The sequence below is a fragment of the Geobacter sp. genome (genome assembly GCA_009684525.1).
In the GTDB taxonomy this organism is placed as follows: domain Bacteria; phylum Desulfobacterota; class Desulfuromonadia; order Geobacterales; family DSM-12255; genus Geoanaerobacter.
The window spans coordinates 1,175,313-1,190,984 of record WKKR01000001.1; the positions used below are offsets into that span (position 1 = coordinate 1,175,313).

Annotated in this window: 10 protein-coding genes; all 10 read right to left on the minus strand. The window is 61.1% G+C overall.

What is annotated here, in order from left to right; genetic code table 11:
* Positions 1-202: 202 nt before the first annotated feature.
* Positions 203-442: a hypothetical protein gene (locus GJT30_05170; GenBank protein MSM38999.1), complete on the minus strand. Its 240-nt coding sequence runs from the start codon at positions 440-442 to the stop codon at positions 203-205.
* 143 nt (positions 443-585) lie between these two features.
* The gene (locus GJT30_05175; GenBank protein ID MSM39000.1) at positions 586-3,834 is read right to left on the minus strand and encodes a cytochrome C; all 3,249 of its coding nucleotides are present in this window, start codon (positions 3,832-3,834) and stop codon (positions 586-588) included.
* Positions 3,835-3,864: 30 nt separating this feature from the next.
* Positions 3,865-4,308: a cytochrome C gene (locus GJT30_05180; protein MSM39001.1), complete on the minus strand. Its 444-nt coding sequence runs from the start codon at positions 4,306-4,308 to the stop codon at positions 3,865-3,867.
* A 466-nt stretch (positions 4,309-4,774) separates the two neighbouring features.
* Positions 4,775-7,756: a PKD domain-containing protein gene (locus GJT30_05185; GenBank protein MSM39002.1), complete on the minus strand. Its 2,982-nt coding sequence runs from the start codon at positions 7,754-7,756 to the stop codon at positions 4,775-4,777.
* A gap of 18 nt (positions 7,757-7,774) precedes the next feature.
* On the minus strand, positions 7,775-8,194 hold the full coding sequence (locus GJT30_05190) for a cytochrome C (GenBank protein ID MSM39003.1): 420 nt from the start codon (positions 8,192-8,194) through the stop codon (positions 7,775-7,777).
* A gap of 465 nt (positions 8,195-8,659) precedes the next feature.
* Positions 8,660-10,399, minus strand: coding sequence for a cytochrome C (locus GJT30_05195; protein ID MSM39004.1), 1,740 nt, complete (start codon positions 10,397-10,399; stop codon positions 8,660-8,662).
* A 37-nt stretch (positions 10,400-10,436) separates the two neighbouring features.
* Entirely contained in the window at positions 10,437-11,519 is a 1,083-nt protein-coding gene (locus GJT30_05200; protein MSM39005.1) for a 6-bladed beta-propeller, read from the minus strand.
* A gap of 25 nt (positions 11,520-11,544) precedes the next feature.
* On the minus strand, positions 11,545-13,605 hold the full coding sequence (locus GJT30_05205) for a hypothetical protein (protein ID MSM39006.1): 2,061 nt from the start codon (positions 13,603-13,605) through the stop codon (positions 11,545-11,547).
* 10 nt (positions 13,606-13,615) lie between these two features.
* Complete coding sequence (locus tag GJT30_05210; GenBank protein MSM39007.1) at positions 13,616-14,269, minus strand: cytochrome C; 654 nt, start codon at positions 14,267-14,269, stop codon at positions 13,616-13,618.
* A gap of 37 nt (positions 14,270-14,306) precedes the next feature.
* A complete protein-coding gene (locus GJT30_05215) occupies positions 14,307-15,542 on the minus strand; it encodes a hypothetical protein (GenBank protein ID MSM39008.1) in 1,236 nt (411 codons plus the stop codon).
* Positions 15,543-15,672: the final 130 nt, after the last annotated feature.

Below are 15,672 nucleotides of genomic sequence, written 5' to 3' on the forward strand. Positions count from 1 at the left end.
CTTCTCTTCGTACGCCTCTCCCGGAAAAAACCGGCCCTGCCTCAGCACCCGGCAGATACGGGCCATTGCCCGCTCCGGGAGGGTCCAGCAGATGACAATACACAGTTATATGAATAATTTCAACCGGGTAAACTTTTCATGAGCAGCGGGCAGCTCCGGAATGACTACCGGAAGCGATCCCGCTCTGTCCGACACGTGGAGATCATACCGACGGCAGGCTGCCCCGTTTCAGGCAATTGATGACACTGCCGATCTCGTCCACGTCATCCAGGTAGAAGCCCTCGATCATCTCTTTCTTTTTCAGCGACTTGTACGTGAGATACCTGGTGCACGATTCATAATCGTTCAGACAATGACGGTTCTTTTTGTAATGCGATGTCATGGGCATGTTGTCCATTTTTTCGCTGATGAACCGGCAGCAGGCAATTATTTCGCAGGCCATTTCCGCCACCTCTGGTAGGTACGCATGGGCCAAGGCCGCCATCAAGGATAAGGCCGTCGCATCCCATGCCGATAGAATGAGCCCGGGGATTGCTCCCCGGGCTATCACAGGTCATCTGTATCATGTTTTCGACGGTGGTCGGTCTAGGGGAAGGTCACCGTCACATTGAACTGCTCCACTATCGTCGTGCCGTTGATCACCTTCACCAGCATCGTGTAGCTCTTGCCGGATACGGCACTGTAGTACTTGTGGCTCAGGTTGTAGCTGGCAGTGGCCGTGGTGTAGCTGTTCGTCCCGCCGTCGCCCCAGGTCACGTACAGCCTGGTGTGGGCCGGCATGGTGCTGAGCGGGATCGTGGCCATCTTGGTGGCCGTTACGGCATCCACCGTCCCCACCGTGGTGAGGCCGGCCGCAGGGGCCGGGGCCACGACCTTGATGGTCTGGCTGTCGGTCCGCACTTCGTTGGTGTTGTTGTTCTTCACCGTCAGGTTCAGGGTGTAGGCCCCCAGCTTGGTGAAGGTGCGCGTCACGTTCTGGCCTACCTGGTTCTCGCTGGAGGTCACGTCGGTGGAACCCCAGGTGTAGGTGTAGTTGCCGGCAGGAAGCGAACCGGCACTGGTGGCAGCCAGGGTGTAGGCCGTACCCTGGGTCAGGGTCACCTCGGCAGGGTTTACGGTCACGCCGGTGGAGCCGATGCTGCTGATCTCGGCTTTCGGTGCATCGCCGATGGCGATGAGGTATGCGACATACGCCTCACGGTTCGGGTAGACAGTGCCGTCGGCTGCGGTGTAGGCGACCTGGTCGGGATAGAGCGCCTGGCTCCGGTCGAGATCGAGGATCTTCTTGTACTCGCCCGAAGGGTTGGGGGTAAAGGTCTTGGTGGCGGCATTCCAGTCGCCGAGGGTCTCGAAGGTAACTTCACGGGCTGCACCGGTCTTGGTGGCGAGTTCCGCCCCGGTGTCCAGGTCGTCCTTGTGGGCAACGACCTGCAGGGTCTCGGCGCCGGACATCATGAACTGCTTGCCGGCTTCGGCCTTGATGGCAAGACCGGTCATGTTGAAGCCGCCATCGAAGAACCCTTTGTTCGGTGCATGGCAGTCGGCGCACGATTTGCCAAGGGTGTACTGGTTGGTCCGGCGGACGTTGTGGGTGATCATGTAGGGACCGCCGACATAGAGAAGCTTGACGCCGGACCAGTCCTTATTGTCCAGACCTGCCTTGTAGGTGGTGCGGAAGGCCTTGTAGGCCGAGATCTCTTCCGGCGTGGAGAGGTTGATGTTGCCGCCGTAGAGGCCGACATACTGGAAGGCACCGGTGAAGCTGCCGTCCTGGGCAAAGGCGCTGGCGTACTGGCCATTGCCAAAGCCGACCGGGATCGGCGCGAAGCCCGAAGGACCGTAGTTCATGCCGGCCTTCATGTTGCGGGCAATGGGGGGATCGTAGTTGGTGACGATATTGAAGGGGGTGGCTGCCGTCACCTTGCTTCTATCAGCGGAACGGCCGGGGACGCCGTCGCCGTTGTGGTCGACGGACGGATCATCGTTGTTCCAGACCGCAGCGGTAATGATGTTGACACCATAGACCTTGCGGCGCCAGTCGGCATTCTTCGTACCGTTTTTCACTTTGTCGTCGGTGCCGATCTTCTGCCAGGTGTAGAGCGGTGTCCACTCCTGCAGTTCGTTCGTCACGCCCGGCATGGGATCGGTGAACATCCCCATCATCCCCTTGGCCGGATCGGTGCCGTACATGCCCGGATAGCGGTTGCCGGAGGTGGAATCGAGCATCCGAACCACCATCTGCTTCTTGTAGACGTGGCAAACGGTGCAGTCGATGGCATCGATGTGGTTGCCGAGGAAGGTTCCCTCGGTACCGCTGTCGTCGGCAACGCCGACCGCGTTCACCACGTTGTTGGTGAGACCGCGCAGGGCGTGGGCAGCCGTCGGGTTGGGCGCATTGAAGGTATTGATGGCGATACCGTCGCTGTTTTTGCCGGTGATGTGGCAGTCGATGCACTTCTTGACGGTGTTGCGGCTGTCGGCAACTCCCGGAACCGCCTCGGTTGCGCTGGCGCTATCATAGCCGCGGCCCGGATCGCACTGGCTCTTGCCGTCGAAGGTGCCGTTGTCGACCTTGGACGTAGCAGTATCCATGTGGCAACCGGCACAGCCGAAGTCGAGGTGAACCTCCTGGGAGACGTCACCAAACAGATCGCCCCGCTTGAACCAATCGGCGCGCGGGAACGGTACGGCACCCCGCTTCAGGGAGTTCTGGTCCATGCCGGAGGTCGGATCGCCTGCCGTCACGAACTTCTCGTAGTAGAGCGGGCCGGTGCCGGCCGGGTTGCCACCCCCCACCACCCCTTCGATGGCCATGATGCTCGCGTTGTACACGGTCGGCCCCATGGTTGCCGGGAAGCCGATGGACGGGATGAACGAGAACGACTTGGAAGGATCGGGAGTATAGGTCGGTGGCAGATAGCCGAGCAGACCGAAGATATCGTACTTGGTCACGGTCGGCGATGTGGCATAGGGGCCGAGCTGCCAGTCCCAGGTCATGCCGAACGGTGCGTTGAAGTCGAAGGCGGGCATTTCGACGCCGGTAAACGGCGACATGGGGCTAGCCGTATAGATCATCGGCGCAGACGAGAGGAAGTCGCGCATCATGTCGGGGATATCCTTGAGTCCCGACGGAGCGTGGCAGTTCTTGCAGTTGTTGATGTCCGGCTTCGCCTTGATGTTGTCAAGCGCGGCGCCATTCAGGGACACCAGCTCCACCTTGCCTGTCTGAGCCGTAGAATACGTGGTAAAGGAGACGTTCTGGGCATTGTACCCCTGATAGGTCGGGCTCAGGCTGTTGGTGTCCATGATGCCAGAACCTGCCATGGCGGACATGAAGTGCATGCCGCTGTAGGTCATGACCGAAGCCATCAGGTTGTTGTACCCCTTGGAGTGACAGAAGAGGCAGTCCATCTCCTTGACGTTCGGCATCATCAGCTGACCGTCCTGGATGCCATTGCCCCAGGCTGCCTGACCCCAGCCAAAGGGGGCCTTGAAGGCACCATCGGCAGGATTCATGTTGTTGAAATAGGGGAAACTCCAGGGCGCCTGCTTCAGGACGTGATTCGGGGCGCCGGTGATCTGGTCGTACTGATCCTGCACATAGAAAAGGTACGGATCGAAAACGCCCGCCATCTGCTCGCCGCCTGCCTGCTGGATGGATGCCAGCGAACTGAAGCGCTGGCCGTTGCGGTCCTTCTCCACGAAGCCGCCACCGACGTGGCAGGAACCACAGGCAATGGAAAGATCCCATGCTGCGAGGTCCACTGCTCCTTGGAATGATGCTGCATCATACGTTTTCTGCTGAATACCCGGGGTTGCTGCATTTTGATCCATGAGGTTCGCCACCTGGCGAAGCGATGGGCTTCACCATTTGCCGACCATGGCACCCGACTGCGTCCATGGCTTTGCTTTGGTGGAATCGAACTGTCCGTCCGAGCTGAAGTAGGTAACCTTGTCCGACATCAGGGTGCCGGCCTTGTTGTCAACGAACTGGTTCCTTCCCTGGGCAGAGTGGAAGGCATGGTCGGAGATGCTGTTGTAATCGTGGCAGGCAGAGGTCTGATTGCCTGCCTGGTCGTAGGCCGGGGTGCCGCAGCTCTGTTTTGGGCTGTAAGGCATCCCCTTCTTGGTGACCGGATTGACCATGACCGGCATCTTGTTGTTGGGCATGCCGAACTGGGCCCCGACCTCTTCGAATGTATAGAGCTGCACTGGTGCGTGGGCAGCCAGGGCAACGCTTGCCCCTATGGCCAGCCCGGCGGCTGCTGCCGTGGCCATGAGAAGCTGTTGCTTGCGCTTCCTTTTCATTGAATCCTCCGTAAAGTGTGCTTGAAAGCTGCGCGTTTCGTTGGCGCGCTTTCAGGTCCTGGTGTGGCCGAACCGGTATTGGGGTACCGTCCGGCCCTGCTGTCTGCAGCCTTTGCGAGAGCCTGCCGGACATACAGCAATTCAAATACCAGTATATATAACAATTACGATTCAACCTCTGCACCCGTCAGGACAGTCGGCACATTTACGCAATATATTCAACGTATTACCCTGCATGAACGGACATCGGTCATGAATAATTTTCATGTCGGCGACTGAAACAGAGGGGCGCAGCCGCTCGGCCACGTCGTTGAGGTGGGGGATAACTCCCGCCAATGGGGCATATCACCCCATGAGCGAAATCGATGGACAGCCCGCCAGACGCAACCAGCGGACGAAAAAAGCCCGGGGATTGCTCCCCGGGCTATCACAGGTCATCTGCATCATGTTTTCGACGGTGGTCGGTCTAGGGGAAGGTCACCGTCACATTGAACTGCTCCACTATCGTCGTGCCGTTGATCACCTTCACCAGCATCGTGTAGCTCTTGCCGGATACGGCACTGTAGTACTTGTGGCTCAGGTTGTAGCTGGCAGTGGCCGTGGTGTAGCTGTTCGTCCCGCCGTCGCCCCAGGTCACGTACAGCCTGGTGTGGGCCGGCATGGTGCTGAGCGGGATCGTGGCCATCTTGGTGGCCGTTACGGCATCCACCGTCCCCACCGTGGTGAGGCCGGCCGCAGGGGCCGGGGCCACGACCTTGATGGTCTGGCTGTCGGTCCGCACTTCGTTGGTGTTGTTGTTCTTCACCGTCAGGTTCAGGGTGTAGGTCCCCAGCTTGGTGAAGGTACGGTTTACGTTCTGACCTACCTGGTTCTCGCTAGAGGTTACGTCGGTGGAACCCCAGGTGTAGGTGTAGTTGCCGGCAACGGCCGGGTTCGTGTTGGCAGCAGTGGCAGCGAGGGCATAGGCGGTCCCCTGGGTCAGGGTCACCTCGGCAGGGTTTGCTGTCACGCCGGTGGAGCCGATAGTGTTGATCTCGGCCGTCGGTACTGCGCCGATGGCGTCGAGGTAGGCCACGTAATCGCTGCGCCCGTTGAATGTGCCGTTGGCGCGGACAATGGGAGCGGCTACGTACTGGACTCCGCCGAAACCGAATGGCCCGACGTCGCACTGTTTGCTCAGTCTGATCTTGTAGCCGGACTTTGCAGTAATCTGCAGGGCATCGTTGGTACCATCGGCATTGGAGTCGATGGCAACCAGGTTGAACTCGAAGCCGGTGCAGAATGCCGAGCCGAGGTTGGCGATGATCTCGTCGACGGTGGTAATCTGGTCGCTGGAGATCTGCTTGGTGCGGCTGACCACCGTGGTGCCGTTGTCAGCCGTGGTGTCGATCTTCATCAGCCAGCCGAGGGTGGAGGTTGCGCCCGCCTTGGCAGCCACACCACCGGGAGCCGAGCAATAGAAGGGGCTGGTCGGTCCGGAGCAGGCAGCCGGGCGTACTGCGCCGGTGATCGGCTGAGTATTGTCGCTCCAGGCCGTGTTGAGAGCCTTGAAGGTCGCTTCGTACAGCATCTCGCTCCGGTCGATGTTGCGGATGGTGGCGTTGGCGTTGACCGGTGTGGTTGTGTAGGGGTTGTCCACCGTGAAGAGGACCACCGGCATGGAACGGTCACCCTTCTTGTTCACGACGTTCGGGTGGCTGTCGGTCGGGTCGGAGAGGCCATTCACCTTGGTGAAGGAGGCCATCTGAGCCGAGCTGTAGGTGAACTTCCCTTCCATGTTGCCTGCGATCGGGTAGGTGCCGTTGTAGAAACCGGCATTGGGCGCGTGGCACTCCTGGCATCCCTTGGCGCCCCAAGCCTCAGTCTTGGGAGCGATGTTGTGGCTCGATTTGAAGGGGACCATCAGGCCGGAAAGCTTGGGCAGGAACACCTTGCTGTTGGTCGGATCGTCGATGTTCAGCTGGGTCTTGATGCCGGTATCGCTGCCGCCGGTGCCGAGGCCGTTCCCCTTGAGGGCATTGATATGGGTGGTGATCTCAGCCGGGGTGACAAGACCGTCCTTCATAATGGCTTCGAGACCACTGGCGATGTTGATGTTGTTGACATGGGTCTGCAACAGGGCATCCATGCCGGCGGTGCGGCCGTCGTTGTTGGCATCGAGCCCTGCGGAGAGGCCGTTCACGTCGCGCCAGAACATAGAGGTGAGCAGGTTGGCGGAAGAGAGCTTGCCGCCGAGCCAGTGGAGGCCGACGCCGTTTTCCATGTCGCGTGCCACTTCCACCTGGTCGTGCAGGGCTAGACGTCCCTCTTCGTCGGCACCGGTACCGTCGACAAAGGCGCCGCCGGTGAAGCCGGATTTCCTGACGTGGCAGGCAGAGCAGTCCATGAGCTCCACGTGGCTCTTGGCATTGCCGGCTGCGTCAAAGGCGATCTGATCGGTGAGGCCTCTGAGCTGGTGGGCCACAACCGGGTTCGGCGCATTGTAGGTGTTGTAGGTCGGCGTGGTTGCCGGTGCATGGCAGTCTACACACTCCTTGAATTGCGCCCTGTCCAGTTTGTTCCACATGGCGTCGAACGGCGATGCGCCGCCCTTGGCGGGATCGCACAGGCCAAGCGTGGTGCTGGAGGAAAGGCCGCTGGTGCCAACCGTCGGGCTGGCGGCGTCCTTGCGTTCGTGGCACCCCATGCAGCCGATGCCGAAATGGACTTCCTTGCCGGCAATCCACATGTCGCCCCGCTTCTTCCAGTCCACGTTGTACTCGGACTGGTGGCAGGCGTTGCAGTTTTCCGCCTTGGGGACCGCATTCATCTTGTCGGCCAGGTTCATGACCAGGTTGCCGTCGGCATCGGTGGTCACCTGTGCCGGATCGTAAACGACCTGGACACCGCTCACCGCAGAGGTGGCAAGACCGGCGCCGATGGCGCGGGACGCATCGAACTCGCCCTTGCGGATCGCCTCTTTGCGCTTGCTCCAGTCATAGCCGTCGAAATGGCAGACCAGGCAGTCCATCTCCATGACGCCGGTCTGGCTAAAGTCGTTCACTGCCACGTCACCGCGCTTGGCCGGATCGGGGTTGAAGATATCGATGAAGGCGGTGACAGCGTTGAGAACGGAACCGAAGATGGTGCTGGCGTTTCTCAGGGAGGTCCGCTTGGCCGGATCATAGGCCACACCGGCGCTGTAGTCGGTTGAAGGTATCGTGTTGTTCACGTACTCCATCATGCCGCCGCCGACATGGCATTCGCCGCAGTCACGCATCTGGCCGGCTATGGAGTTGTCTACCTTTGCCTTGTAGTTCGCCGTTGAGCCGAAATTGAAGTACTCGAAGGCGCCATTGGTGTTCTTGGCACCGGTGAGCGAGTTGGTGTAACCGAAGAGGTTGTCGATGAATTTTGCATTGGTTGCATCGTAGGTGGTTGCTGCACCATCATTGAATATTCTCGCCAACTGGCGAGCAGAGGGCGGTCACCACGAGCCAACGTGGCCGGGGCTCTGCACCCAGTTTTTTCCCTGCGGTCCGGCACCGGCGCGCCAGGCGTCGGAATCGGGGTTGGCGGGGTTCCAGCCGCGGACCTCGTTGGCACCGAGCTGGGCATGGTAGGAATGCCGCTCAATATCGTCATAACTGAACTTCAGGGAACCGCTGGCAGTCGCGTCACCGTGGCAGCCGGTGGTGCCGGCAGGGCCGAAACAGGTGTTCTTGATGCTGAAGGCATTGACCGCGTCAGTTGCCTTGATGGCAACGCCGTCGGCATTCTTCAGTACGATGTTCTCATGAGCCTGGTTGTACAAAGCAAAGGCTGTCCCCGTGGCACCCAATACGAATGCGGCGGTGGAGAGAGCAGCCGTCTTTGACAGGGCTCGCCGTGTCAATCGTCTCTTCATGATAGAAAACTCCTCGTTTGTTGAAAGTTTCCCCAGTGGTCAGCCGGGCAGCGCCCGGTGCTGCGGCTGGGGCTTTTGTTGCCGGGGATCGGCGGCACGTCCCGTATTGGGGTACGAAACGCGGTCCCTGTCCCCGTTCCTGCCGTTGGTGAAGAGAGCCTGCAGACGCTATAGCACCAGCTGTGCCGCAGCGCACAGTCTCATGAGGAATTGCCGTACAGAGAGCGTAACTAGCGATAATGTGCCATTAATTTTTTTCATTGCAGGAAGGATCGGGACCTGCGCACAGAGCGGCTCTGCGGTGCTGCAGACCGGATAGGGAGATTTCCCCCAGGTCGACAGACCGATGTTGGGGTATTTACCCCAGACAGACCAGAGCCACGAAAATGAAAAAACCCGGAAGGTTTTTTTCCGGGTTCGAGGTCGCCTGCCAGGCCGGGGAGTGGCACCCGCATGGCATCCTGCTCAATAGGTTTTCGGATTGACCTGATGGCAGCTGACCGTGCAGCTGCGGATCGTGCCGTCATAGCTGCCGGTGACGACAAAACGCCGGTCGAAATTGATCAGCCGGCCGTTGGCCTGCGGCGTGGCACCCAGGGCGAGCGGCACACCGTGGGGGTCGTGGCAGACCGAGCAGGGGACCTGGTGCGTGACCAGGTGGGACTGGTGCAGCGGGAAGGCGGAACGGGACGGGTCGAGCAGTACGTCCTGGTCGTGACAGCGGAAACAGAGGGCGTAATTGCTCTCGGCATAGGCAAGCGGATAGGTGTCCTGCTCATAGCGGTCCATCAAAAGATGGGGGTAGGCAGAGCCATGAGGGCCGGAAGGGCCGCTGCCGCCGACCTTGCTGCTGGTGTTGCTGTTGTGGCAATCGGTGCAATAGATGAGGCTCTGGGTCGAAAGGGAGCGGGCCGGGACAAAGCCGGCAATGGCGCCCCGCAGGCTCGGCACGCTCAGCCCCTTGCCAAGCGCCTTCACCGGATGGAACGACGGGTTTTCCTGGGCGAAGCGCTGCGTCTCGTCGCCGGTCTGGATCTGCCGCGGCACCACTGCCGGGGTAAAGGAGTTCTCGGCGTGGCACTTGGCGCAGACGTCATACTCGTTCACGGCCATGGTTTTCAGGCCGTCGGCATCCTTGGCAATGGCAACCTCCGCCAGCCTCCCGTTGATCAGCGGCGGCGCACTGAGCGGCATGGTCTCGTGCCGCGTGAGGCACGGATTGTGACAGTCGACGCACTCCACATGCGGGGAATTGGCCTTGAAATCGAGCGGGTTTTCATTGGCGTCGTGCCGGCCGCTCAGGATGAACTGGCCGGTAACGTGAGCCTTGCCGTTGGAAAAGGTCGAACGGATGTCCTTCCCCTGTTCTGCCTGGATGCCGCTGCCGTTATGACAGTTGAGCAGGCAGGTATCCTGGTCGCTCATGCCGCGCAGAAGCCTGAACGGCTGGTCGGCGCGATGCACCACATGGCAGTTGCCGCAGGGGTCGCCCGGCAGGTAGTGGGCTGCCACGGTCAGGCCCGCCCGGTTGTGACAGCCGGTGCAGAGCGCCGATCGGTTGTTGTTGTCCAGGACCAGGAACATGCCCGACTGGTCCGGTTTGTCGGCCGGGGGGAAACGGTCCCGGTGCGGATCGTGGCAGGCGGTACACTCCAGCCTGCCGTTCTCCAGGGCGATCTCCTGCGGCAACTCCCATGGCTGGCGCAGCCCGCCGGCAGCGGTAATGGCGCTGGCATAGGGAAAGGAGATGGGATGGTCGTCGGACAGGTCGGTGGAGAGGTTGGAGCGCCGGTCGAGGGTGAGCGCGGGAAGCCCGGTGATGAGCTTGCCGCCGGTCAGCATGCCGGGGGCAATGGTGCCGTCGTGGCAGGAGAGGCAGAGCCGGGAGGCGCCGGTCGGCTGCCCCGGCTTGGAGGTGGCCTTGAGGGTCGACGAGACATAGGGGGTGTAGGCAGCAGTGGAAAGATCGCGGCTCCAGAGCGGCGTTATGGTGCTGGCATGGTGTGGGGCATGGCAGAAGATGCAGACCCGCTCTTCGCTGGTCGCCCGGGTGACCCCCACCTGGCCGGGACCGCTCACCGAAAGATTGTGCCGGTTGTGGGCATCGGCAACGCTGAGCGTGGGCGCCTGCGCAGATGCCGAAGACCAGGAGGAGAATAGGACAACAAGGGTTACCAGCGCTCTTTTACAGCCGTTCAGGGCCATGTACGGAATCCTCGCAACGTTGACGGTCAGCATTGGTTCAATCCTGCACATGGGGGTCCCGTGAACCGGGCTGCCCCTTCAGGTATCTGAAGACCTGAACCCGCTGGTTGTAGGTATCAGCCACATAGATGGTGTCATTGTCGATGAAGATGCCGGACGGCATCCAGAACTGGCCCGGCTCGCTGCCATTTTCGCCAAAGGCCAACAGCAGCCTGCCGTTATCGTCGAAAATCTGCACCAGGTCCTGCTGACTGTCGCAGACATAAATATGCCCCTCGCTGTCCAGAGCAACCCCCTTGGGCCGGGCAAACCGTCCCGCACTGTCGCCCGGTTCGCCAAAGCCGCCTGCTACCGTGCCGTCCGCCGAAAAGATCTGGATCCGACCGTTCAGGGAATCGGTGACGATGACCCGCCCGGAGTGGTCGATGGCCAGGTCGGTGGGAAAGTTGAACTGGCCGGACCCGCTCCCCCTGCTGCCGAAGCGAAACCGCTCCATCCCCTGGGAGTCGATGGCAACGACCTGGTGCGCCGCGGTCTCCACAACGTAGAGCAGGCGGTTGACGGGGTTGAAGGCCACCCCGCTCGGCCGCCTGAACCGATAGGACACAAAGGGGACCAGCGTGCCGTCGGCCGGGGAATAGCGGAAGAGCTGGCCGGTCCCCGAATCCGTGATATAGAGGTTTCCCCGGTCGTCCTCGGTCACGCCGATCGGCGACAGCAGCTTGACGCTGCCGGCTTCCGGCAGAGGGAGATACTGCCCCTTCTCCAGGTCGACCAGATGAACCTTGGCAGCGCCGCTGTCCACCAGGACGAAGCGCTTGCCGCTTGCAGCCCATATGCCGTAGGGGCGGAGGAACCGCTCCTCCTGCTCGCCGGCGATGAACCCGACCAGCCTCTGCCAGAAACCGGGCTGCACCCCCAGGTCGCGGTGGCTACCGATCTCCCTGACCCACTCGATGCGGGGCTCCAGCGGAGGCGGCGGCCAGACGATCCGCTGCTCGGGCGCAGGCCTTGAGACCAACCGCACCGACGAGCAGCCACAGAGCATTGCCAGGAGCAGCAGGAGAAAAGCGATGCCGATGCTGCCGGCAGGATGGCGGTTGGCGCGATGCAAACGCATACGGGTTCCTCTCTGGGTGTGCGGATCAGAAATAGCGGCTGATCCGCATTTTGATGAGCGTGTCGCTGCTGGTGACGCCGGGGCTGAAACGCCAGACCGTCTCGGAACCGAGCGCCGCCTCCATCTGCCCGTAGCGGGCGGTCAGATCCATGGTGGCACCGACCTCGTCGCTGGGCGAGCGGCCGCGCAGCATCTGGTAACGCCCCTGCAGCCGCAGGGCTGCCCAGGACAGAAGGGTCCTGTTGTAATCGACAATGGCGCTCAGGGTGTTGGTGTAGTCGCTGCTCCCCTGTTCGCCGTTACCGAAGAGCGAATAACGCTCGCGCAGGGTCACGCGCAGGTCATCGCGGCCGAAATTGCGGCCGTAGCGCCAGAACCCCTCGTACGACTCCCCGTTGTTGAGGGTCGAATCGGTCCGCTGGTAGGAGACGCCATAGGAGACATACTCGTACCGCGCCTCGAACCCGGCTGCTATGCTTTGCACATCGACCAGGCCGCCACTCGTCTGCCTGCTCTCCAGGATGGTCTGGCTGGAATCGCTGACCCGCAGGTAGAAGCGGTAGCGGTTTTCCATCAGGCTGAGAGTGGCCCTGCCGGAAAAGCGGGTCAGTGAATACTTCACCGAGGGGTTAACCCGGTACTGGTAATCGATGCTCAGGATGCTGCCGGTAACGATCGGCACCGGACCCGCGGTGGGGATCTTCGGCAGGACGATCCTGGTTTCCCTCCCCTCAACCGTCACCGTGTAGTCGATCCCCTCGGTGTAGGTAAAGGTGCGGTCCAGGTTCCGCACGACGATGCTGGAGACGACCACATCCGGCTGGTCGAGGATCTGTTCGTAGGGGGGCAGGTCCCCCACGGTCTGCTGTTCGTTGGTAATTGAAAGGATATCTTCTCCCAGGGCATTGTCGAACAGCGAATAGTCGTAGCCAAAACCCAGGGTCAGCAGGTTTTCGGTGGAAAGACGCTTCTGGTAGTCGAGGTTGATCCCGCCGCCGTTCTCGCGGATGCTGCCGAAGGCATAGTCGGTCTGCCTGCCGCGCCCTTCGAGGCGGGTGGTGAGGCTCTCGAAGAGCCTGTGCTGCAGCCAGCCGGTGCCGCTGTTCTCCACCACGTCCTTGCCGCCGATGCGCCGGTCGCGGTGAAGAAAGATCAGGTTGCTCTTGAGCGCCTTGCCCAGATCCCAGTCCACGGTCTCGTTCAGCTCCAGGGAACGGTTGTCGAACGTCCCGCTCTCCTGCTGGTACTGGGCGGTCGAGCTGATGCTCCGGTTCAGGGTATCCCGGCTGAAATTGAGGAGGTTCTTGAGCTGGCCGGTTTTCACCTCGCTGGCACTGATCGGCGTCTGGCCGGCCGAACGGGTATCGCTGCGGGTCAGGGAAAGGCTGAGGCTGGTCTGGCTGATTTCCCGGTAATTGTGCGAGGTGGAGAGCAGGTACGAATCGGTCGTGGTCTCGGTGTCGGTTTGCGCGCCGGTGGTCTGCAGGGTACGGCGACTGTAGCTGAACAGGGTCGGGAGGTAGCGGGTGCGCAGGGAAAGCGTCCCGCCGACCCCGTCGCTGCGCAGGTCGTAGCCGGGGGAGAAGGCCTGCTGGACTCTGCTGTACTGCAGGTAATTGAAAAAGGTGGCGGGATACCAGCTCTTCTGCAGCACCTTGCCGGTCAGGTTGTAGGCAAAGCGGTTGCCGTCGCCGCTGGAAGCCTGCCGGTCCGTGGATTCGGACTCTTCCTGGTTGAACTCTGCGCTGGCAGAAAACCGCCCCTTGATGATGTTGGGGGAGACGATGGCATAGAGGAACGATCCGGTGTAACGCTCGTCAAGGCGGTGCGACGTGGAGGAGATCTCCCTACTTCCGTCGCTCTCAGACGTCTGCTTCTGATATTGGTACTCAAGGTCCACGTTCTGCTGCAGGCCTCCCAGCTTGATCAGCGAACGACGGGCCGCCTCGGCCGGCTGCACGGAAGCCAGCAGCATGACGACCAGGAGCACGATCGGCAGCAGCGCTTTCTCCGTCGCGGTTCCGCCCATGGCAGCCGCAAGAGCTGCACAAGGAGCGGACGTCTCTGCGTCACCGTGCCCCGCCATCCATTCCATCCTATTTCAGGAAAAACCGGTCCCTGCCGGCGTGTGGGTCATGGCACTCGACGCAGGCAATCCCCTTGTCGCGGAAGCGGTCGTGCATCGCCTGGGCCAGCCGCTCTTCCTTGTGACAGCGACTGCACAGCACCTCTTTCTTCACGATGAGCAACGCCTTGTTCGATGACGAATGGGGCGCATGGCAGGCCAGACAGTCTCCCACCGCAGCCGGGCCATGTTGGAACTCGCCCTTGAGAAAATCCTTGTGGCAGACAAAGCAGAGTTCCTGGCGCGGGACGATCAACCCCCCCTGCTTGTCCTTGTCGGCGCCATGACAGTCGGAACAGCGCTTCTGGGCATAGGGGGCATGGGACACCATCACGACGGGCTCATCCTTTGCGCTGGCTGCCCCCTGCTTGTTCTGGCCCGACTGATCGGCTTGCGCACTCCTGTCGCGCTCCTCCCGGCAGAGTTCCTCCACCGGCGGGAGGTTGGGAACCCCGTCGAAGAGGGTGCTCAGGGTCTGGTAGCGGGTAACCCTGTCGCAGCCCGAAAGGGTGCTCAGACAGAGCATCAGCGCTGCCAGGGGAAACAACCCGCGGATGCAGCTCCCTCTGTCCGGCACTGCGTGCCCTCCCCTGACCGACCCCGGAAATAACTTCGTGATTCTCATACTCGTCTTTCACCGTTTTCCGCCAGGGCGGACCCGGTCATTTCACGTCCGGGACAGGGGCGACATTCTGCTGCCCCTCGGCAGCCTGACCCTTTTTCTGCCGTTCTTCCTGCTCCTTCTTCGTCCGCGCCTCCTGTTCCTGCTTCTCCCGGGCCTTGCGGGCCTTTTCCTGCAGGTCCTGACGGATCTTTTCGTACTCTTTCTCGTAATCGATCCCCTCCCGCTTGCCAAAGCCGTAGACGGCCAGCTTGCTCCGGTCACCCACCTGGTTGGCGACGAAGACCACGCTGTCCAACTTGAAGGTGGGATCGGCCAGTTTCTGGAAGTAGTCCAGGTTGGCAGTGCTGATGGCAATGCCGGCAGGCAGGTTGAGCGACGCCGGGCTGTCCTTGCCCGCATCGCCGAAGAAGATGAGCAGACGCCCCTTGTCGTTGAAGATCTGCACGTTCTGGTGTCCGGCATCCACGACATAGATATCGCCATCCCGGTCGACGGTCACCCCCTTGGGGCGGGCAAACTGGCCGAAACCGTCGCCGATCTGACCAAAGGAGAGGAGGAGATGGCCATCGCGGTCAAACTTCATCACCTTGCCACTCATGCCGTTGGTGACAAAGATATACCCCTTGTCGTCCATGAACATATTGGTCGGCATCGCCAGGCTTTCCATGGGGTTGCTGCTGTGGCCGAAGCTCTCTTTCAGCTTGCCGGTCTTCAGGTCCAGCACCTTGATCTCGTTGTTCTTCAGGTCGAGAACAAAGAGATCGGAGCCGTAGACCGCCACATCCACCGGCTTCATGTCCAATTCACTGCCGAACGCCTGGAGAAAATCGCCGGCAGAGGTAAAGGCGAGCACCTCCTTGCGCCCCGCATCCGCCACATAGACAGTGCCCTCTTTGTCGAAGGCCACATTGACCGGGGTGGTCAGCTTGCCATTCCCCACGGCACCCTTGAGGTATTCGAATTTTTTCGCCGGCAGGTCGAGGACAATGACCTTGGCGCTCCCCACATCGCAGATGTAGATCTTGCCACCGAATTCGGCGACGCCGTAGGGTTTGACGATCGCCCTGACCTTGTCTCCCTGCTCATTGAGGCTGCCGAACAGGGAGAAATCGCTGTTCTTCCCCTCCACGTCGGTCGAATCGGCAATCCCCATCAGGTACTGGATGCGGGGCAGGTTTGGCGGCGGCGGGAAAAAGACCTGCTCCACCGGCCCGGTCTTGCCGGCGCAGCCGGCCATCAACGCCATTGAGGCAATCAGCAGAAACCACACCATCCTCCTGATCCAGCAGCTACGACGTGCAGCACGATACCCTTCCATAATCCCGTCCCCTTCTACCCTGTTGGTTATCCAAATATTCAAATATTGCACTATATCAGGCAGATCGACTATTCTTCAAGCAGAA

Coding starts and splice junctions, on each gene's coding strand:
- GJT30_05200 (MSM39005.1), bottom strand. CDS start 11,519: ATGCGTTTGCATCGCGCCAACCGCCATCCTGCCGGCAGCATCGGCATC.
- GJT30_05210 (MSM39007.1), bottom strand. CDS start 14,269: ATGAGAATCACGAAGTTATTTCCGGGGTCGGTCAGGGGAGGGCACGCA.
- GJT30_05175 (MSM39000.1), bottom strand. CDS start 3,834: ATGGATCAAAATGCAGCAACCCCGGGTATTCAGCAGAAAACGTATGAT.
- GJT30_05205 (MSM39006.1), bottom strand. CDS start 13,605: ATGGCGGGGCACGGTGACGCAGAGACGTCCGCTCCTTGTGCAGCTCTT.
- GJT30_05215 (MSM39008.1), bottom strand. CDS start 15,542: ATGGTGTGGTTTCTGCTGATTGCCTCAATGGCGTTGATGGCCGGCTGC.
- GJT30_05180 (MSM39001.1), bottom strand. CDS start 4,308: ATGAAAAGGAAGCGCAAGCAACAGCTTCTCATGGCCACGGCAGCAGCC.
- GJT30_05170 (MSM38999.1), bottom strand. CDS start 442: ATGGCCTGCGAAATAATTGCCTGCTGCCGGTTCATCAGCGAAAAAATG.
- GJT30_05190 (MSM39003.1), bottom strand. CDS start 8,194: ATGAAGAGACGATTGACACGGCGAGCCCTGTCAAAGACGGCTGCTCTC.
- GJT30_05195 (MSM39004.1), bottom strand. CDS start 10,399: ATGGCCCTGAACGGCTGTAAAAGAGCGCTGGTAACCCTTGTTGTCCTA.